General features: G+C 68.1%; 13 protein-coding genes. 12 read left to right on the forward strand and 1 reads right to left on the reverse strand.

What is annotated here, in order from left to right; all coding sequences use genetic code 11:
• The first annotated feature begins 12 nt into the window (after positions 1-12).
• The 7 genes from glf (at position 13) to PGN37_RS20105 (ending at position 8,859) form a co-directional block, all read left to right on the forward strand.
• Positions 13-1,230 (forward strand): UDP-galactopyranose mutase, encoded by a 1,218-nt coding sequence (gene glf / locus PGN37_RS20075; RefSeq protein WP_335332757.1) that lies wholly within the window; start codon positions 13-15, stop codon positions 1,228-1,230.
• Positions 1,227-3,176, forward strand: a complete 1,950-nt coding sequence (locus PGN37_RS20080) for a glycosyltransferase (RefSeq protein ID WP_335332758.1) — start codon at positions 1,227-1,229, stop codon at positions 3,174-3,176. The genes glf and PGN37_RS20080 overlap by 4 nt, the downstream gene beginning before the upstream one ends.
• Positions 3,169-3,696 (forward strand): phosphatase PAP2 family protein, encoded by a 528-nt coding sequence (locus PGN37_RS20085; protein WP_335332759.1) that lies wholly within the window; start codon positions 3,169-3,171, stop codon positions 3,694-3,696. Before PGN37_RS20080 ends, PGN37_RS20085 begins: the two co-directional genes overlap by 8 nt.
• A complete protein-coding gene (locus tag PGN37_RS20090; RefSeq protein WP_335332760.1) occupies positions 3,693-4,619 on the forward strand; it encodes a decaprenyl-phosphate phosphoribosyltransferase in 927 nt (308 codons plus the stop codon). Before PGN37_RS20085 ends, PGN37_RS20090 begins: the two co-directional genes overlap by 4 nt.
• Entirely contained in the window at positions 4,597-6,594 is a 1,998-nt protein-coding gene (gene zomB / locus PGN37_RS20095) for a flagellar motor control protein ZomB (protein WP_335332761.1), read from the forward strand. The genes PGN37_RS20090 and zomB overlap by 23 nt, the downstream gene beginning before the upstream one ends.
• 215 nt (positions 6,595-6,809) lie before the next feature.
• Positions 6,810-7,841: an esterase family protein gene (locus tag PGN37_RS20100; RefSeq protein WP_046365096.1), complete on the forward strand. Its 1,032-nt coding sequence runs from the start codon at positions 6,810-6,812 to the stop codon at positions 7,839-7,841.
• Positions 7,842-7,968: 127 nt separating this feature from the next.
• A complete protein-coding gene (locus PGN37_RS20105; RefSeq protein ID WP_335332762.1) occupies positions 7,969-8,859 on the forward strand; it encodes an esterase family protein in 891 nt (296 codons plus the stop codon).
• A 42-nt stretch (positions 8,860-8,901) separates the two neighbouring features.
• On the opposite strand, the gene PGN37_RS20110 is transcribed toward PGN37_RS20105, so the two are convergent.
• The gene (locus PGN37_RS20110; protein ID WP_335332763.1) at positions 8,902-9,108 is read right to left on the reverse strand and encodes a hypothetical protein; all 207 of its coding nucleotides are present in this window, start codon (positions 9,106-9,108) and stop codon (positions 8,902-8,904) included.
• A 44-nt stretch (positions 9,109-9,152) separates the two neighbouring features.
• Between PGN37_RS20110 and PGN37_RS20115 the strand changes: the two genes are divergently transcribed.
• The 5 genes from PGN37_RS20115 to PGN37_RS20135 all read left to right on the forward strand — a co-directional run bounded on the left by PGN37_RS20115 (position 9,153) and on the right by PGN37_RS20135 (position 19,545).
• Complete coding sequence (locus tag PGN37_RS20115) at positions 9,153-9,389, forward strand: hypothetical protein (protein WP_335332764.1); 237 nt, start codon at positions 9,153-9,155, stop codon at positions 9,387-9,389.
• A gap of 14 nt (positions 9,390-9,403) precedes the next feature.
• The gene (gene culp6, locus PGN37_RS20120) at positions 9,404-10,423 is read left to right on the forward strand and encodes a carboxylesterase Culp6 (protein WP_335332765.1); all 1,020 of its coding nucleotides are present in this window, start codon (positions 9,404-9,406) and stop codon (positions 10,421-10,423) included.
• Positions 10,424-10,611: 188 nt separating this feature from the next.
• Positions 10,612-12,501 (forward strand): long-chain-fatty-acid--AMP ligase FadD32, encoded by a 1,890-nt coding sequence (gene fadD32 / locus PGN37_RS20125; RefSeq protein WP_335332766.1) that lies wholly within the window; start codon positions 10,612-10,614, stop codon positions 12,499-12,501.
• A gap of 67 nt (positions 12,502-12,568) precedes the next feature.
• A complete protein-coding gene (gene pks13 / locus PGN37_RS20130; protein WP_335332767.1) occupies positions 12,569-17,995 on the forward strand; it encodes a polyketide synthase Pks13 in 5,427 nt (1,808 codons plus the stop codon).
• Complete coding sequence (locus PGN37_RS20135) at positions 17,992-19,545, forward strand: acyl-CoA carboxylase subunit beta (protein WP_335332768.1); 1,554 nt, start codon at positions 17,992-17,994, stop codon at positions 19,543-19,545. Before pks13 ends, PGN37_RS20135 begins: the two co-directional genes overlap by 4 nt.
• Positions 19,546-19,570 lie beyond the last annotated feature (25 nt).

Here is a 19,570-nt window from a genome sequence, read left to right on the forward strand (position 1 = left end):
CCCTTGCTGCCGATGTTCTCCTCTGATTCCCGCCTGCCCGAAGGTGCCTTCGACCTCTATGTCGTCGGCTCCGGGTTCTTCGGCCTGACCATCGCCGAGCGGGTGGCCACCCAGCTCGACAAGCGCGTCCTGGTCCTGGACCGGCGTTCGCACCTCGGCGGCAACGCGTACTCCGAACCAGAGCCGCAGACCGGTATCGAAGTGCACCGCTACGGCGCCCACCTCTTCCACACCTCCAATCAGCGGGTGTGGGACTACGTGCGACAGTTCACCGACTTCACCGGCTACCAGCACCGGGTGTTCGCGCTGCACAACGGGCAGGCGTACCAGTTCCCGATGGGCTTGGGGCTGGTCAGCCAATTCTTCGGCCGCTACTTCACCCCCGACGAGGCGCGTACGCTCATCGCCGAGCAGGCGGGAGAGATCGAGACCGCCGACGCGCAGAACCTCGAAGAGAAGGCGATCTCACTGATCGGCCGACCCCTCTACGAGGCGTTCGTCAAGGACTACACGGCCAAGCAGTGGCAGACCGACCCCAAGGAACTGCCCGCCTCGACGATCAACCGGTTGCCGGTGCGCTACACCTTCGACAACCGCTACTTCAACGACACCTATGAAGGGCTGCCGGTCGACGGCTACACCGCCTGGCTGCAGAACATGGCCGCCGACGAGCGCATCGAGGTGCGTCTGGACACCGACTGGTTCGACGTGCGCGACGAGCTGCGGGCCGCCAACCCCGACGCGCCGGTCGTCTACACCGGGCCGCTGGACCGCTACTTCGACTACAGCGAAGGCCGGCTGGGCTGGCGCACGCTGGACTTCGACCTCGAAGTGCTGCCGACCGGTGACTTCCAGGGCACACCCGTCATGAACTACAACGACGCCGACGTGCCGTTCACCCGCATCCACGAATTCCGGCACTTCCACCCCGAGCGGGCCTACCCCCAAGACAAGACCGTGATCATGCGGGAGTACTCCCGGTTCGCCGAGGCCGACGACGAGCCCTACTACCCGATCAACACCGAGTCCGACCGTGCGCTGCTGGCGTCCTACCGCACCCGGGCCAAGGCCGAGACCGCCTCGGCGAAGGTGCTTTTCGGTGGGCGCCTGGGCACCTACCAGTACCTGGACATGCACATGGCGATCGCCAGCGCGCTCAACATGTACGACAACACGCTGGCGCCGCATCTGCGTGACGGTGCGCCGCTGGCCGAGGAGACAGACACATGACAACCAGCGACATCCCGTCCGGTGCGCTCGCGTCAGGCCAGTCGCAGGCCGTGAGTCCACTGGCTCGCGTGATCCTGCCGCGCCCCGGTGAGCCGCTCGACGTCCGCAAGCTCTACATCGAGGAGTCGGACACCAACGCCCGGCGCGCGCACGCCCCCACCCGCACGACGCTCGAGATCGGCACCGAATCCGAGGTGTCGTTCGCGACGTACTTCAACGCGTTCCCGGCCAGCTACTGGCGGCGCTGGTCGGTGCTGGAGAGCGTGGTCCTGCGGGTGGAGCTGACCGGCAGCGCCCGGGTCGACGTCTACCGCTCCAAGGCCACCGGTGCCCGCATCACCGTCGGCGGCGCCCCCGTCGTCAGCAGTGGCGACGAGCCCGCAGTGGCCGAGTTCGAGATCGATTTGACGCCGTTCGAGGACGGCGGCTGGATCTGGTTCGACATCACCACCGACGCGGCGACGACGCTGCACCACGCGGGCTGGTACGCCCCGATCCCCGCCCCCGGCCGGGCCAACGTCGCCGTCGGCATCCCGACGTTCAACCGGCCCTCGGACTGTGTCAGCGCGTTGGCCGCGTTGACGTCCGACCCCCTGGTCGACGAGGTGATCAGCGCCGTCATCGTCTCCGATCAGGGCACCAAGAAGGCCAAGGACCACCCCGGCTTCGCCGAGGCCGCCGCCGCGCTGGGCAACCGGCTCTCGATCCACAACCAGCCCAACCTCGGCGGATCGGGCGGCTACAGCCGCGTGATGTACGAGGCGCTGAAGAACACCGACTGCGAACAGATCCTGTTCATGGACGACGACATCAGGATCGAACCGGACTCGATCCTGCGCGCCCTGGCGATGAACCGCTTCGCCAAGGTGCCCACCCTCGTCGGCGGCCAGATGCTCAACCTGCAGGAGCCCAGCCACCTGCACGTGATGGGTGAGATGGTCGACTCCGAGAACTTCATGTGGACCGGGGCGGTCAACACCGAGTACGACCACAACTTCGCCAAATACCCGCTCAACGACGAGGACGAGTACCGCAGCCGGCTGCTGCACCGCCGCATCGACGTCGATTACAACGGCTGGTGGATGTGCATGATCCCGCGGCAGGTCGCCGAGGAGCTGGGCCAGCCGCTGCCGCTGTTCATCAAGTGGGACGACGCCGACTACGGCCTGCGCGCCGGCGAGCACGGCTACCCCACGGTGACGTTGCCTGGTGCGGCGATCTGGCACATGGCGTGGAGCGACAAAGACGACGCGATCGACTGGCAGGCCTACTTCCATCTGCGCAACCGGCTGATCGTCGCGGCCCTGCACTGGGACGGCAACATTCGCGGCCTGCTGCGCAGCCATCTCAAGGCGACGCTGAAACACCTTCTCTGCCTGGAGTATTCGACCGTCGCGATCCAGAACAAGGCGATGGACGACTTCCTCGCCGGACCCGAGAACCTCTTCTCGATCCTGGAGTCCTCGCTGCCCGACGTCCGCGCGATGCGTCAGGACTTCCCCGACGCGGTGGTCCTGCCCAGCGCCACCACGCTGCCGACTCCGTCGGACAAGCGCTGGCGCAAGAAGGTGGAGATCCCGACCAACCCGTTGTCGATCTCGCTGCGGCTGGGCCGCGGCGTGGCGCACCAGCTCAAGCCCCACGATCCCGAACACCACCAGCGTCCGCAGGTCAACGTCGCCACCCAGGACGCGCGCTGGTTCTCGCTGTGCAACGTCGACGGCGTCACCGTGACCACCGCCGACGGCCGCGGCGTGGTCTACCGCCAGCGTGACCGGGAGCAGATGTTCGATCTGCTGCGCGAGTCACTCAAGCGGCAGGCGCTGCTGGCCCGGAAGTTCAACAAGATGCGCAAGGTGTACCGCTCCGCCCTTCCGATGCTGACGAGCACACAGAAATGGGAAAGCGTGCTCCTGGACGCCAGTTCAGAAACCGGCCGTGTCTGAGACACCGCGCGGCGAGGACGCCGTGCTGGTGGCCGTGCAGTCGGCGGTGGCCGGCAGGCCGGGCGTGCTGCCGGCGGCGCGGGCACTGTCCCACTTCGGTGAGCACAGCCTCGGATGGCTCGTCGTCGCCGCGCTCGGCGCATGGCTGGTGCCCGCCCGGCGGCGGCAGTACGTGACCGCCGGTGTCGGCGCGTTCGCCGCGCACGCCGCCGCGGTCCTGATCAAACGCGTGGTCCGGCGGGCCCGCCCGCACCACCCCGCGATCGCGGTGAACGTCGGCACCCCCAGCCGGCTCAGTTTTCCGTCGGCGCACGCCACCTCGACCGCGGCCGCAGCGGTGCTGCTGGCCCGACCGACCGGTCTGCCGCTGCCTGCTCTGCTGGTGCCGCCGATGGCGTTGTCGCGCTTGGTACTCGGTGTGCACTATCCGAGCGACGTCGTCGCCGGGGTCGCCGTCGGCACAGCCGTGGCCGGTGCGGTCGCCAAGGCCGCCGAGGTGCTCGAAGGAGGATCGCGATGAGTACATCCCAGGTTCGCGAGACGGGATCGGCGGCAGGACCGCCAAAGAACCTGCCCGCCGGCATCATCAAGGCGATCCGGCCGCGGCAGTGGGTGAAGAACCTCCTCGTGCTCGCGGCTCCGATCGCGGCGTTCGGCGGCACGGCCCGCTACGACTACGACGTGATGGCGGTCAACATCGTCATCGCGTTCGTGGCGTTCTCCATGGCCGCCTCGTGCATCTACCTGGTCAACGATTCGCGCGACGTCGAGGCCGACCGGCAGCACCCGACCAAACGGTTCCGGCCGATCGCGGCAGGGGTGGTCCCGCAGTGGCTGGCCTACACCCTGGCGCTGGTCCTCGGTCTCGCCTCGCTGGGGATCTCGTTCCTCGCCTCGCCCAACCTGGTCGTGGTCATCGCCGTGTACATCGCGATGCAGCTGGCCTACTGCTTCGGGCTCAAACATCAAGCGGTGCTGGACATCTGCATCGTCTCGTCGGCGTACCTGATCCGCGCGATCGCCGGCGGCGCCGCCGCGGGCATTCCGCTGTCGCAGTGGTTCCTGCTGGTGATGACGTTCGGTTCGCTGTTCATGGTGGCCGGAAAGCGTTATGCCGAACTGCAACTCGCCGAGCGCACCGGCGCAAAGATCCGCAAGTCACTGGAGAGCTACACCGCCTCGTATCTGAGATTCGTGTGGACGGTGGCGGCCACGGCGATGGTGGTCTGCTACAGCCTGTGGGCCTTCGAACGTGACGGCGCCAACGCCTCGTGGTACGCGATCACCATCATTCCCATCACGATCGCGATCCTGCGCTACGCCGTCGACGTCGACGGGGGACTGGCCGGTGAACCGGAGGAGATCGCGCTGAAGGACCGGGTTCTGCAGCTGCTGCTGCTGGCGTGGATCGGGACCATCGGTGCCGCAATCTTCTTCAGCTGAGCGCATCACCTCCGCGGCGGCGGACCGGCTGAACCGGTGGCCCGCCTTTCCGTACCACGCATGGGTGCGGATCAGCCTGTGGGTGAGCGTGGCCGCGGTGGCCGCGCTCTTCGGGTGGGGCGCCTGGCAGCGCCGGTGGATCGCCGATGACGGCCTGATCGTGCTGCGGACCGTACGAAACCTGTTGGCGGGCAACGGCCCGGTGTTCAACGCCGGTGAGCGGGTGGAGGCCAACACCTCGACCGCCTGGTCCTACCTCGTGACGCTCGGCGGGTTCGTCTCCGGATCGGCCCGGCTCGAGTACGTCGCGCTTGTGCTGGCCCTCGTGCTCAGCGTGGTGGGCGTGGTCCTGGTGATGCTCGGTACAGCGCGGCTCTACGCCCCTGGTCTCGGCGGGCGCCGCGCGATCTTCCTGCCCGCGGGTGCGCTGGTGTACATCGCTGTTCCCCCGGCGCGCGACTTCGCCACCTCCGGGCTTGAAAACGGTTTGGTGCTGGCCTATCTCGGGCTGCTGTGGTGGATGATGGTCTGCTGGGCGCAAGCCCCTCGGCACGGCGGCGCGTCTCGCGGCTTCCAGATCGCTCTCGCGTTCGTGGCGGGATTCTCCGTGCTGGTGCGACCCGAGCTGGCGCTGATCGGCGGCGTCGCCCTGGTGATGATGCTGATCGCGACCACCGGATGGGCCGCCCGGGTGCTCCTCGTCGTCGCCGGCGGCCTGATTCCCGTGGCGTACCAGATCTTTCGCATGGGCTACTACGGGCTGCTGGTGCCAGGGACCGCGCTGGCGAAGGATGCCTCCGGCGCGAAGTGGGACCAGGGCCTGGTGTACCTGGCCAACTTCAACCGGCCCTACCTGCTGTGGGCGCCCGCCATTCTGCTGATCGGGCTGGGCCTGATGGTGCTTTTGCTGCGCGGCCGGCCCCGATGGGCGCAGCGCACCCCGACAGGCAACGCCCGCAGGGAATCCGGCTGGGTGGCCCGCGCCGTCCAGAGCCCGCCTGCGGTGGTGGCGTTCATGCTGGTGTCCGGAGTGCTGCAGGCGGTGTACTGGATCCGTCAGGGCGGCGACTTCATGCACGGCCGGGTGCTGCTCACCCCGATGTTCTGCCTGCTCGCCCCGGTGGCGGTGATCCCGCTGTTGCTGCCCGACCGCACCCGGATGGCGCGCGGCGCCGGCTACCTCTACGCCGGAGCGACCGCGGTGCTGTGGCTGGCTGTGGCGGGATGGTCACTGTGGGCGGCCAATTCACCGGGTCTGGGCGCCGACGCCACCCGGGTGACCTACAGCGGAATCGTCGACGAGCGCCGGTTCTACTCCCAGGCCACCGGGCACGCCCACCCGTTGACCGCGGCGGACTATCTGGACTATCCGCGCATGCGGGCGGTGCTGACCGCGATCCAGAACACCCCCGACGGCGCGCTCCTGCTCCCGTCGGGCAACTACGACCGCTGGGACGTCGTGCCCGCGTTGCCGCCGCCTCCTGAGGTCCGTCGCGCGGCGGTCGGCGGCTACGTCGGCCCGCACACCGTGTTCTTCACCAATCTCGGCATGCTCGGCATGAACGTCGGGCTCGACGTGCGCGTCATCGATCAGATCGGGTTGGCCAACCCGTTGGCCGCGCACACCGCCCGGCTGACGGACGGGCGTATCGGACACGACAAGAACCTGTTCCCCGACTGGGCGGTGGCCGAGGGCCCGTTCCTCAAGGAGCCGCCGTGGATTCCGCCGTATCTGGACGAGGATTGGATACGTCAGGCCGAGGCCGCGCTGAAGTGCCCGGAGACCGACAAGGTGCTCGACGCGATCCGCGCCCCGATGGGGATCAGGCGGTTCCTGTCCAACGTCGTGCACGCCGCGGAGTACACCCGCTACCGCATCGATCGGGTGCCGCTCTACGAGCTCGCCCGGTGCGGCCTGCCCATCCCGGAGCCCGTCAATCCGCCCTATACGGGGTTGGCTCCGACCGGCCCGTGAGCCCCACGATTTGGCCGGGCGTCATGGTTTCTGCTTTCGTAACATGAGGGACTCCCGCAGCAGATATGCCGGATAGGCATGGGACGACGGGTCGCGAGCGCGTATCGCGGCGACAAGAGACGGCCACAAAGGTGTGGTTGACTACACGGGCACGAGGCCGGGTCGGGGACCGGCGGCTGGTTGCTGCTGTACGACAAGATGGGACACAACAAAGCATGAAGTTCGGTTCAAGGCTGCGCGCCAATGCGCGACGGCTCACGATCGCGGCCCTGGTGGCAGCCGTGTTGCCCGCCGTGATCGGTGTCGTGGGCGGCTCCGCAACGGCGAGCGCGTTCTCGCGCCCGGGTCTGCCGGTGGAGTACCTGATGGTGCCCTCGGCCGGTATGGGTCGCGACATCAAGGTGCAGTTCCAGAGCGGCGGCCCCAACGCGCCCGGTCTCTACCTGCTCGACGGTCTGCGTGCGCAGGACGACTTCAACGGCTGGGACATCAACACCCAGGCGTTCGAGTGGTACCTCGACTCCGGCCTGGCGACGATCATGCCGGTCGGCGGCCAGTCCAGCTTCTACAGCGACTGGTACAAGCCGGCCTGCGGCAAGTCCGGTTGCCAGACCTACAAGTGGGAGACCTTCCTCACACAGGAGCTCCCCGCCTACCTCGCGGCCAACAAGGGCGTGAACCCCAACCGCAACGCGGCCGTCGGCCTGTCAATGGCCGGCTCGGCCGCCCTGACGCTGGCGATCTACCACCCGAACCAGTTCCAGTACGCCGGATCGCTGTCGGGCTTCCTGAACCTGTCCGAGGGCTGGTGGCCCGCGCTGGTCAACATCTCGATGGGTGACGCAGGCGGCTACAAGGCCAACGACATGTGGGGCCCGACCGAGGACCCCAACAGCGCCTGGAAGCGCAACGACCCGTTCGTCAACATCAACAAGTTGATCGCGAACAACACCCGCATCTGGATCTACTGCGGCAACGGCAAGCCGTCGGAGCTGGGCGGTAACAACCTGCCCGCCAAGTTCCTCGAGGGCCTGACGATCCGCACCAACCGGACGTTCCAGGAGACCTACCTGGCCAACGGCGGGACCAACGGCGTGTTCAACTTCCCGTCCTCCGGCGCCCACGACTGGGGCTACTGGGGCCAGCAGCTCCAGCAGATGAAGCCGGATGTGCAGCGCGTGCTCGGCGCGGTGCCGCAGCCGTCGGCTCCGGCAGCGCCGGTCGAGGCTCCGGCCAACGGCGGCTAGTCGATCGCAACGTCACTGACGGCGGTGTCCCCTCGCGGGGCACCGCCGTCAGTCGCTTTGCGGCCCGGCCCGTCCGGGTGATGTGGTTCACTACGTTGCGGTCGGTGCGATTCGAGAGGTGGGGTTGATGCGTGGGCTGATCCGGACATTCATGGCTGTCGTGCTGGCGGCCGCGGCAGGCTTCGCCGGCGGTGCAGTGGTGGGCACTGCCCACGCCCAGGGCGTCGAGATGCTGATGGTGCCCTCGGCGGCGATGGGCCGTGACATCCCCGTCGCGTTCCAAGGTGGCGGTCCGCACGCGGTCGTGCTGCTCGACGCGTTCAACGGCGGGCCCGACGTCAGCAACTGGGTGACGGCAGGCAATGCGATGAACACCCTGGCCGGAAAGGGCATCTCGGTGGTCGCCCCGGCCGGTGGCGCGTGGAGCATGTACACGAATTGGGAGCAGGACGGCAGCAAGCAGTGGGAGACGTTCCTCGCCGACGAGCTGCCGAACTGGTTGGCCGCCAACAAGGGTCTGGCGCCGGGCGGGCACGGGATCGTCGGCGCGGCGATGGGCGGCACCGGCGCGGTGACGATGGCGGCGTTCCATCCCGACCGTTATCGCTTCGCGGGTTCGCTGTCAGGGTTCCTGACCCCGTCGGCCACGACGATGAACGGCGCGATCACCGACGGGTTGGCCCGGTTCGGCGGTCTGGACATCCGCAACATGTGGGGCCTGCCGCAGTTGGGCCGGTGGAAGTGGCACGACCCCGACGTGCACGTGCAGCTGCTGGCCGACAACAACACGCGGCTGTGGATCTTCAGCCCGGCGACCACCACCTGTACCGATGTGCCGGCGATGATCGGCTACTGCGACCAGGCCCAGGGCAGCAATCGCGCGTTCTACCAGCACTACCGTTCAGTCGGCGGCGGTAACGGGCACTTCGACTTCCCGACCTCGGGCTCCCACGACTGGGGAACCTGGAGCGGGCAGCTGGGCGCGATGAGCGGGGAGCTCGTCACGACGATCCGGTAGGCGAGGGCCGGTGCGGAGCCCCGGTACCTTGGAGACCGTGCATCACAGGTCACGGACCGCTGTGGCGGGCGCAGGTGTGGCGGGGTGCTTGCTGGTCGCCTCCTCGTGGCTCGCCGGTTGCGGTGCCAGCGACGAGATGGTCACCGGTCCGGCCTCGGAGATCGAGCCGTCCCCCGCGCACGGCCAGGCCGGAGCGCAGCTGCCCGGGCAGCCCGCCGGGGGAGAGAGCTCTAACGCGCTGGTGGTCACGCCGCGCCAACGCTCCTTCCTCGACGCTCTCCGGTCGGCGGGGGGTGGCTCCATCCAGCGATCTGGCGGCCCTGAGCATCGGCTCCTACGTGTGCCAGGCGCGCGCGGCCAGACAGACCGACCAAGCGGTGTGGGAGTACGTGGCGCCGCTGGTACGCAATGACGTGAGCGAACCGGCGTCCGGCGGTGTGATGAACTCCGGCGCCGCGCCGCCACCGGCGAGCCGAGTGGAAGACGAGACCGCCGACTACATTCGCATCGCCACCGATCAACTCTGCTAGGAGCTCCCGAACTCATGGCCAAGACCAACCGGCGTAAACGCCACCGCCTGCTGGCGCTCTTCGCTGCCGGCGCGGTGGGTCTCGTCGTCGTGCTGATCGTCGCCGTCGTCATCGTCGTGCTGCGCCGGCCGGACGGCGGGTCGACCGCGATTCCGCCCACCGCGCTGCCGCCGACGGCGGCGCCCTCCGGGCAGCCGGGCCCGAGCAAGCCGCGGCCGGAGTTCCAGGACGCCAGCTGCCCCGATGTCCAGCTGATCTCGATCCCCGGAACCTGGGAGTCCTCCCGGGCGCTCGACCCGTTCAATCCCGTGCAGTTCCCCGCAGCGCTGTTGCTTCGCGTCACGAACCCGATCCGGGCCGAGTTCGGCACCGACCGGGTCGAGGTGTTCACGGTTCCCTACACCGCCCAGTTCCACAATCCGCTGTCGGCAGATCAGCAGATGTCCTACAACGACAGCCGTGCCGAAGGCACCCGGGCCGCGGTGCAGGCGATGACCGACATGAACAACCGGTGCCCGCTCACCAGCTACGTGCTCATCGGGTTCTCGCAGGGCGCAGTGATCGCCGGCGACATCGCCAGCGACATCGGCAACGGGCGTGGTCCGGTGGACCAGGATCTGGTGCTCGGCGTGACCCTGGTCGCCGACGGTCGCCGCCAGGACAGCGTGGGTCAGGACATCGGTCCGAACCCGGACGGCCAGGGTGCCGAGATCACGTTGAACGAGGTGCCGACCCTCTCTGCGCTGGGTCTGACGATGACGGGTCCGCGGCCGGGCGGGTTCGGTGCGCTCAACGACCGCACCAACGAGATCTGCGCGCAGGGCGACCTGATCTGTGCGGCGCCGTCGTCGGCGTTCAACATCACCCAGCTGCCGAAGACGCTGGAGGTGCTCAGCGGTGGTGCCGGGCAGCCGGTCCATGCGATGTACGCCACTACCCAGTTCTGGAACATCGACGGCCAGCCGGCCACCGAGTGGACCCTGAACTGGGCGCGGCAGTTGATAGGTAACGCTCCGCAGCCGAAACATGGCTGACACGTGACCATGGAGATTTGGCGGCGGTCAGGCCGTCGCCTAACATTAAGGGAAATCTAAGACCACAGTCTGCGGGCAGAGTCCGAGGGCGCGGTCTTCGAAGACTCGGATGGCGGCTCAGGGGCGGCGGGCCGTCACGCCGGTACGATTTGGGGGTTTGGGATTCATCCCATGTGATTGGAGTTGAGATGGCGTTCCACAACCCGTTCATCAAAGACGGGCTGATCAAGTTCCCCGACAGCGGCAACCTGGTCAAGCACGTCGAGCGATGGGCCAAGGTGCGCGGCGACAAGCTGGCCTACCGGTTCGTGGATTTCTCGACCGAGCGCGACGGTGTCGAGCGTGACCTCAAGTGGGCCGACTTCGGCGCCCGCAACCGTGCCGTGGGCGCGCGGCTGCAGCAGGTCACCCAGCCCGGTGACCGCATCGCGATCCTGTGCCCGCAGAACCTCGACTACCTGGTGGCGTTCTTCGGCACGCTGTACGCCGGCCGGATCGCCGTGCCGCTGTTCGACCCCAACGAGCCCGGCCACGTCGGCCGGTTGCACGCCGTCCTCGACGACTGCTCGCCGTCAGCGGTCCTGACGACGACCGCGGCCGCAGAAGGCGTCCGCAAGTTCTTCCGCACCCGGCCGGCCAACCAGCGTCCCCGCGTCATTGCCGTCGACGCGGTGCCCACCGAGGTCGGCGCCACGTGGGAGCCGGTCGACGTGCAGCACGACACGATCGCCTACCTGCAGTACACGTCCGGCTCGACCCGCATCCCGACCGGCGTGCAGATCACCCACCTCAACCTCGCCACCAACGTCGTCCAGGTCATCGAGGCCCTCGACGGTCAGGAAGGCGACCGCGGGGTGTCGTGGCTGCCGTTCTTCCACGACATGGGCCTGATCACCGTGCTGCTGTCCCCGATGCTCGGGCACTACATCACCTTCATGACGCCCGCCGCGTTCGTCCGTCGCCCCGGTCGGTGGATCCGGGAGATGGCGCGCAAGGAGAGCGACACCGGCGGCACCATCTCGGTGGCGCCGAACTTCGCCTTCGATCACGCGGCAGCGCGCGGCGTGCCGAAGGACGGCGAAGAGCCGCTCGACATGTCGAACATCAAGTGCATCCTCAACGGCAGCGAGCCGATCTCGGCCGCCACCGTCAACCGGTTCAACGAGGCGTTCAGCCCGTTCGGGTTCAAGCCGCAGGCGATCAAGCCGTCCTACGGCCTGGCCGAGGCGACACTGTTCGTCTCGACCACACCGATGAACGCCGAGCCCCGCATCATCCACGTCGACCGTGACGCGCTCAACGAGCACCGCTTCGTCGAGGTGCCGGCGGACTCGCCCAAGGCGGTCGCGCAGGCAGGCGCCGGAAAGATCGGTGTCGCGGAGTGGGCCGTCATCGTCGACGCCGACAGCGCCACCGAGCTGCCCGACGGGCAGATCGGCGAGGTGTGGATCAGCGGTCAGAACATGGGCACCGGCTACTGGGGCAAGCCCGACGAGACCACCGCGACCTTCCACAACATTCTCAAGTCGCGCACCGAGCCGTCGCACGCCCAGGGCGCCCCCGACGACGCGACCTGGGTTCGCACAGGTGACCTCGGCGCCCATCACGACGGCGAGCTGTACATCACCGGCCGCACCAAGGACCTGGTGATCATCGACGGCCGCAACCACTACCCTCAGGACCTGGAGTACTCCGCGCAGGAGGCGACCAAGGCACTGCGCACCGGCTTCGTCGCCGCGTTCTCCGTGCCGGCCAACCAGCTGCCCGACGAGGTGTTCGCCGATGCCCATTCAGGGCTCAAGCGGGACCCCAACGACACCTCGGAGCAGCTGGTGATCGTCGGCGAACGTGCGCCGGGTGCCCACAAGCTCGAGATGGGCCCGATCGCCGACGACATCCGTGCGGCGATCGCCGTGCGGCACGGCGTGACGGTTCGCGACGTCCTGCTCACCCCCGCAGGGGCCATCCCCCGGACGTCGAGCGGCAAGATCGGCCGACGGGCCTGCCGCTCGGCCTATCTCGACGGAAGCCTGCGCAGCGGCAAGGTGGCCAACGCCTTCCCGGACCAGACCGACTGACACCCAACTACAGCAACGGCAGAAGCGGCCCCTACGGGCCGCTTGTCGATCGTGAGGTTAAGTGAACATGGCTGACTCGCAAGAGAATTCGCGCGTACCGGACATGACCGTGAACGAGATGCGGGAATGGCTGCGTAACTGGATCGGCAATGCCACCGGGCAGTCGCCGGACTCCATCAGCGAGTCGACGCCCATGGTCGAGCTCGGTTTGTCCTCGCGCGACGCGGTGGCGATGGCCAGCGACATCGAGGATCTCACCGGCGTGACGCTGACCGCGACGGTGGCGTTCCGCCATCCCACGATCGAGTCGCTGGCGACCGTGATCATCGAAGGCGAGCCCGAAACGGACATGGCTGCCCTCGATGCCGAGGATTGGTCGCGCGACGGTGACGAGGGCAGGCTCAACATCGCGATCGTCGGTGTGGGCACCCGCTTTCCGGGGGACATGAACACCCCCGACCAGACGTGGGAGGCGCTGCTCGAGGGCCGCGACGCGATCACCGATCTGCCCGAGGGGCGGTGGTCGGAGTTCCTGTCCGAGCCGCGCATCGCCGAGCGTGTGGCCAAGGCCCGCACCCGCGGCGGCTACCTGAAAGACATCAAGGGCTTCGACTCCGAGTTCTTCGCGCTGTCGAAGATGGAAGCCGACAACATCGACCCGCAGCAGCGGATGGCGCTCGAGCTGACGTGGGAAGCGTTGGAGCACGCCAGGATTCCTGCGTCGAGTCTGCGCGGCGGCAACGTCGGCGTGTTCATCGGTAGTTCGGTCAACGACTACATGTTCATGTCGGTGGCCGATCCAACCGTCGCGCATCCCTACGCGATCACCGGCAACTCCAGCGCGGTGATCGCCAACCGCGTGTCGTATTTCTTCGACTTCCGCGGCCCGTCGATGGCCATCGACACGGCGTGCTCGTCGGCTCTGGTCGCCGTGCACGAGGGCATGAAGGCGCTGCGCGCCGGGGACGCCGACGTCGTCGTCGCCGGCGGGGTCAACGCGCTGATCACGCCGCTGGTCACCCTCGGGTTCGACGAGGTCGGCGGCGTGCTGGCCTCCGACGGTCGCATCAAGTCGTTCTCCGCCGACGCGGACGGATACGCCCGTTCCGAGGGTGGCGGCATGATCGTGCTGAAGCGTCTCGAGGATGCCCGCCGCGACGGCGACGACATCCTCGCCGTGATCGCGGGCGGTGCGGTCAACCACGACGGTCGCTCCAACGGCATGCTGGCGCCCAACCCGGACGCCCAGGAAGCGGTGCTGCGCAAGGCATACAAGGACGCCGGCATCGACCCGCGGTCCGTGGACTACATCGAAGCTCACGGCACCGGCACGATCCTCGGTGATCCGATCGAGGCCGACGCGCTGGGCCGGGTCATCGGTCGAGGCCGCGCGGCGGACAAGCCCGCTCTGCTGGGCGCGGTGAAGTCCAATGTCGGCCACTTGGAGTCCGCTGCCGGTGCGGCGAGCCTGGCCAAGGTCGCGTTGTCGTTGCGCAACAACAAGATTCCGCCGTCGATCAACTACGCCGGACCCAACCCCTACATCGACTTCGACGCCGAGCACCTCAAGGTGGCCGACACGGTGACCGACTGGCCGCGCTACAGCGGCAAGGCCATCGCCGGTGTGTCTGGCTTCGGCTTCGGCGGTGCCAACGCCCACCTGGTGGTGCGCGAGGTGCTCCCCAGCGACCTCGTCGAGCCGGAGCCCGAGCCTGACGTCGCCGCCACGACATCCGCCAACGACGACGCGAAAGACGTCTACGTCGGTGGGGTGCGGATGGACGAGTACGGCGAGTTTCTCGACGATGACGATGACGTTGACGACGATGACGACGCGCTGGACACCCCGGCCGCGGCGGCCGAGGCCGAGTACGAACTGCCGGGCCTGACCGACGAAGCGCAGCGCCTGCTCGAGATCGCCCGTGAGCAGCAGGCCGCCGCCGACGCCGAGAATCCCCCGAATCCGATTGTACCGCTGGCTGTCTCAGGATTCCTGACGTCACGCAAGAGGGCCACCGCCGCGGAGCTGGCTGACTGGATCGACAGCCCCGAGGGTCGCGCATCGTCGCTGGAGTCCATCGGCCGCTCGCTGTCGCGGCGCAACCACGGCCGTTCCCGCGCGGTGGTGCTGGCCCACGATCACGACGAGGCGATCAAGGGTCTGCGCGCCATTGCCGAGGGCAAGCCCACCCCGCTGGTCATCAGCGCCGACGGCCCGGTGACCAACGGGCCGGTGTGGGTGCTCGCCGGTTTCGGCGCTCAGCACCGCAAGATGGGCAAGAGCCTCTACCTGCGTGACGAGACGTTCGCCGAGTGGATCAACAAGGTGGACAGCCTGATCCAGGACGAACGCGGCTTCTCGGTCCTCGAGCTCATCCTCGACGACGCGATCGACTACACCGACGAGACCACCGAACTGCCCATCGAGAAGGTGCAGCTGGCCATCTTCGCGATCCAGATCGCGCTCGGCGAACTGCTGAAGTCTCACGGCGCCACCCCGGGTGCCCTGGTCGGGCAGTCGCTCGGCGAGGCGGCCGCGGCCTACTTCGCCGGCGGCCTCTCCCTGGAGGACGCGACCCGGACCATCTGCTCGCGCAGCCACCTGATGGGTGAGGGCGAGGCGATGCTGTTCGGCGAGTACATCCGGTTGATGGCGCTGGTCGAGTACTCGGCGGCCGAAATCGACTCCGTCTTCTCCGATTTCAAGAACCTCGAGGTGTGTGTGTACGCCGCGCCGTCGCAGACGGTGATCGGCGGCCCGCCCGACGAGGTGGACGCGATCATCGCCCGGGCCGAATCGGAGGGCAAGTTCGCCCGCAAGTTCCAGACCAAGGGCGCCAGCCACACCTCGCAGATGGATCCGCTGCTCGGGGAGCTCGCCGCGGAACTGCAGGGCATCGAAGCGCATCCACTGCAGGTCGCCTATTACTCGACGGTGCACGAGGGCAACCTGATCCGCGCCGGGGCCGAGCCGATCCACGACGTGGACTACTGGAAGAAGGGGCTGCGACACAGCGTCTACTTCACCCACGGCATCCGCAACGCCGTCGACAACGGGCACACCACGTTCCTCGAGTTGGCGCCCAACCCGGTGGCGCTGATGCAGGCCGGGCTCACCACTGCGGATGCGGGATTGCATGACGCGCAGCTGATCCCGACGCTGGCGCGCAAGCAGGACGAGGTCGACTCGATGACCACGGCCATGGCGCACCTGTTCGTGTACGGCCACGACCTCGACTTCCGCACCCTGTTCCCGCGCACGTCGCGCGGGTACGCCGGGGCACTGGACTTCGCGAACATCCCCCCGACGACGTTCAAGCGCAAGCCGCACTGGCTTGACGCGCACTTCACCGGCGACAGCTCGTCGGTGATGCCGGGCAGCCATGTGGCCACTCCAGACGGCAGGCACGTGTGGGAGTTCTCGCCCCGCGGCGAGGCGGATCTGGCGGCTCTGGTGAAAAGCGCTGCGGCGATGGTCCTTCCGGATGCCAAGCTGGTCGCTTCCGAACAGCGCGCGGTTCCCGCCGAGGGCTCGCGCCTGGTCACGACGCTGAGCCGCCATCCGGGCGGGGCAAGTGTGCAGGTGCATGCCCGCATCGACGAATCCTTCACCCTGGTCTACGACGCGATCGTCAGTCGTAACGGTGCACAGACTGTGCTGCCGACGGCAGTCGGCGCCGGGACCGTCGCCGAGATCGCCAGTGCACCAGTCGACGACGAGCCGGAGGAGACACCGGCGTTCGAGGCGGACAACCTGACCGCAGGGGCGAACCTCGGTGCGAGTTTCGCGAAGTGGTCCCCGGAGTCCGGCGAGACGATCGGCGAGCGGCTCGGCACGATCGTGGGCTCGGCGATGGGCTACGAGCCCGAGGACCTGCCGTGGGAGGTCCCGCTGATCGAGCTGGGCCTGGACTCGCTGATGGCGGTGCGCATCAAGAACCGCGTCGAGTACGACTTCGACCTGCCGCCGATCCAACTGACCGCGGTCCGCGACGCGAACCTGTACGCGGTGGAGAAGTTGATCGCCTACGCGATCGAGCACCGCGACGAGGTCGACCAGCTCGCCGAGGCCCAGAAGGGCAAGACCGCCGAGGAGATCGCGGCCGAGCAGGCCGAGATGATGGGCGGGGCCAGCACGGTCGCCGAGCTCGAGGCCAAGCTCGCCGAGGCGGGTCACCCGATCGCGGCTGAACAGTCCCCGGCCGAGCAGATCGCCACCGACAGCGTCGAGGCCCAGCGGGACCTGACGGTCCCGCCGCCGCTGTCAGATGTCGCGGTCCCCGCTCCGCCGACGGATCCGTCCGGTCCGGGCATCCCGCCCCCTCCCACCGACCCGAGCGGCCCGGTCGCCGAGAAGCCCAGCGCGGCAAGCCTCGCCGCGAAGGTGCTGACGCAGGAAGCGGTCACCGAGGCGCTCGGCGCCGACGTGCCGCCGCGTGACGCCGCAGAACGCGTCACGTTCGCCACGTGGGCCATCGTCACCGGGAAGTCGCCGGGCGGCATCTTCAACGAGCTGCCGTCGATCGACGACGCGACCGCGCAGAAGCTGGCCGAGCGGCTCTCCGAGCGCGCCGACGGCGAGGTGACCGCCGACCAGGTCAAGGCCGCCGGCACCATCCAGGACCTCTCGACCGTCGTGCGCGACCTGATGGACGCCGGCGAGGTCGACGGGTTTGTCCGCACCATCCGGGCCAGGCCCGAGGGCTCGACGCGCATCCCGGTGTTCGTCTTCCACCCGGCCGGCGGGTCGACCGTGGTCTACGAGCCATTGCTCAAGCGCTTGCCGGCGGACACCCCGATGTACGGGTTCGAACGCGTCGAGGGTTCGGTCGAGGAGCGTGCCGCCGAGTATCTGCCCAAGCTGCGGGAGATCCAGGGCGACGGTCCGTACATCCTGGTCGGATGGTCGCTCGGCGGGGCGTTGGCCTACGCGTGCGCGATCGGACTGAAGCGCGCGGGCGCCGACGTGCGATTCGTCGGACTGATCGACATGGTGCGTCCCGGCGAGGAGATCCCCCAGACCAAGGAGGAGACCCGCGCCCGGTGGGACCGCTACGCGTTGTTCGCTCAGCGCACCTTCAACGTCGAGATCCCCGAGATCCCCTACGAGGACCTCGAGGCGCTCGACGACGACGGCCAGGTTCGCTACGTGCTCGACGCCGTGCAGCAGGCCGGGGTCGAGATCCCGGGCGGCATCATCGAGCACCAGCGCACGTCGTACCTGGACAACCGGTTGCTCGAGACCGCGGAGATCCAGCGGTACGACGGTCACGTCACGCTGTACATGGCCGACCGCTATCACGACGACGCGATCTTCTTCGAGCCGCGCTACGCCGTCCGTCAGCCTGACGGCGGCTGGGGCGAGTTCGTCGAGGATCTCGAAGTGGTGCCGGTCGGGGGCGAGCACATCCAGGTCATCGACGAGCCGTACATTGCCAAGGTCGGGGCTCACCTGAGTGAGGCGATCACCGTGATCGAGAGCGAGAGCAAGTGACCACCAAAACCACGGCCGAACTCCTCACCGAACTGCGGGAGAAGCTGGAGCTCGCCAAGGAGCCGGGCGGTGAGAAGGCCGTCGCGAAGCGCGCGAAGAAGGGCATCCCGAGCGCGCGGGACCGCATCTACGAGCTGCTCGATCCGGGCAGCTTCCTCGAGATCGGTGCGCTGGCCAAGACGCCGGGTGATCCGGATGCGCTCTACGGCGACGGCGTGGTGACCGGCCACGGCACGATCAACGGCCGCCCGGTGGGTGTGTTCAGCCACGACCAGACCGTGTTCCAGGGCTCGGTCGGCGAGATGTTCGGCCGCAAGGTCGCCCGGCTGATGGAGTGGGTGGCGATGGTCGGCTGCCCGATCATCGGTATCAACGACTCGGCGGGTGCGCGGATCCAGGACGCGGTGACGTCGCTGGCCTGGTACGCCGAGCTGGGCCGCCGCCACGAGATGCTGCGCGGACTGGTGCCCGAGATCTCGCTGATCTTCGGCAAGTGCGCCGGCGGCGCGGTGTATTCGCCGATCCAGACCGACCTGATCGTCGCGGTGCGTGACCAGGGCTACATGTTCATCACCGGCCCCGACGTCATCAAGGACGTCACCGGTGAGGACGTCACGTTCGACGAACTCGGTGGCGCCGACGTGCAGGCGCAGCGCGGCAATATCCACAAGGTCGTCGAATCCGAGGCCGCCGCCTACCAGTACGTGCGGGACTACCTGAGCTTCCTGCCCGCCAACCACTTCGACGATGCGCCGATCATCAACCCGGGGCTGGAACCGGAGATCACCCCGCACGACCTCGAGCTGGACACGATCGTGCCGGACTCGGACAACCAGGCCTACGACATGATGGAGATCCTGCTGAGGATCTTCGACGACGGCGACGTGTTCGAGACGTCCGATCAGCGCGGGCGCGCGATGATCACCGCGTTCGCCCGGGTCGACGGGCGGCCGGTCGGCGTGATCGCCAACCAGCCCATGGTGCTGTCCGGCGCGGTGGACAGTGAGGCGTCGGACAAGGCGTCGAGCTTCATCCGGTTCTGCGATTCGTTCAACCTGCCGCTGGTCTTCGTCGTCGACACTCCGGGCGCGATGCCGGGTGTCGCGGAGGAGAAGAACGGCATCATCAAGCGTGGCGGACGCTTCTTCAACGCGATCGTCGAGGCCGACGTCCCCAAGGTCACCATCGTGGTCCGCAAGGCCTACGGCGGCGGCTACGCGGTGATGGGCTCCAAGCAGCTCTCGGCGGATCTGAACTTCGCGTGGCCGACGGCGCGTATCGCGGTGATCGGCGCCGAGGGCGCGGCCCAGCTGCTGGTGAAGCGATTCCCGGATCCGACGGCCCCCGAGGTGCAGAAGATCCGCAAGGATTTCATCGAGGGCTACAACCTGAACATGGCCACCCCGTGGATCGCCGCCGAGCGTGGCTACATCGACGGCGTCATCGAACCGCACGAGACGCGGCTGCTGCTGCGCAAGTCGCTGAAACTGCTGCGCGACAAGCAGCCGTTCCCCAAGGTGCTGCGCAAACACGGCCTGACGCCCATCTAGAACTGGCGTGCGGTTGGATAGAGCT

The sequence above is a fragment of the Mycobacterium kyogaense genome (genome assembly GCF_036946525.1).
Taxonomy (GTDB): Bacteria; Actinomycetota; Actinomycetes; order Mycobacteriales; family Mycobacteriaceae; genus Mycobacterium; species Mycobacterium kyogaense_A.

What these genes read in the sequence shown, in the direction of transcription:
- fadD32 (WP_335332766.1), top strand. Translation starts at nt 10,612, where the DNA reads ATGGCGTTCCACAACCCGTTCATCAAAGACGGGCTGATCAAGTTCCCC.
- glf (WP_335332757.1), top strand. Translation starts at nt 13, where the DNA reads ATGTTCTCCTCTGATTCCCGCCTGCCCGAAGGTGCCTTCGACCTCTAT.
- culp6 (WP_335332765.1), top strand. Translation starts at nt 9,404, where the DNA reads ATGGCCAAGACCAACCGGCGTAAACGCCACCGCCTGCTGGCGCTCTTC.
- PGN37_RS20080 (WP_335332758.1), top strand. Translation starts at nt 1,227, where the DNA reads ATGACAACCAGCGACATCCCGTCCGGTGCGCTCGCGTCAGGCCAGTCG.
- PGN37_RS20105 (WP_335332762.1), top strand. Translation starts at nt 7,969, where the DNA reads ATGCGTGGGCTGATCCGGACATTCATGGCTGTCGTGCTGGCGGCCGCG.
- pks13 (WP_335332767.1), top strand. Translation starts at nt 12,569, where the DNA reads ATGGCTGACTCGCAAGAGAATTCGCGCGTACCGGACATGACCGTGAAC.
- PGN37_RS20100 (WP_046365096.1), top strand. Translation starts at nt 6,810, where the DNA reads ATGAAGTTCGGTTCAAGGCTGCGCGCCAATGCGCGACGGCTCACGATC.
- PGN37_RS20090 (WP_335332760.1), top strand. Translation starts at nt 3,693, where the DNA reads ATGAGTACATCCCAGGTTCGCGAGACGGGATCGGCGGCAGGACCGCCA.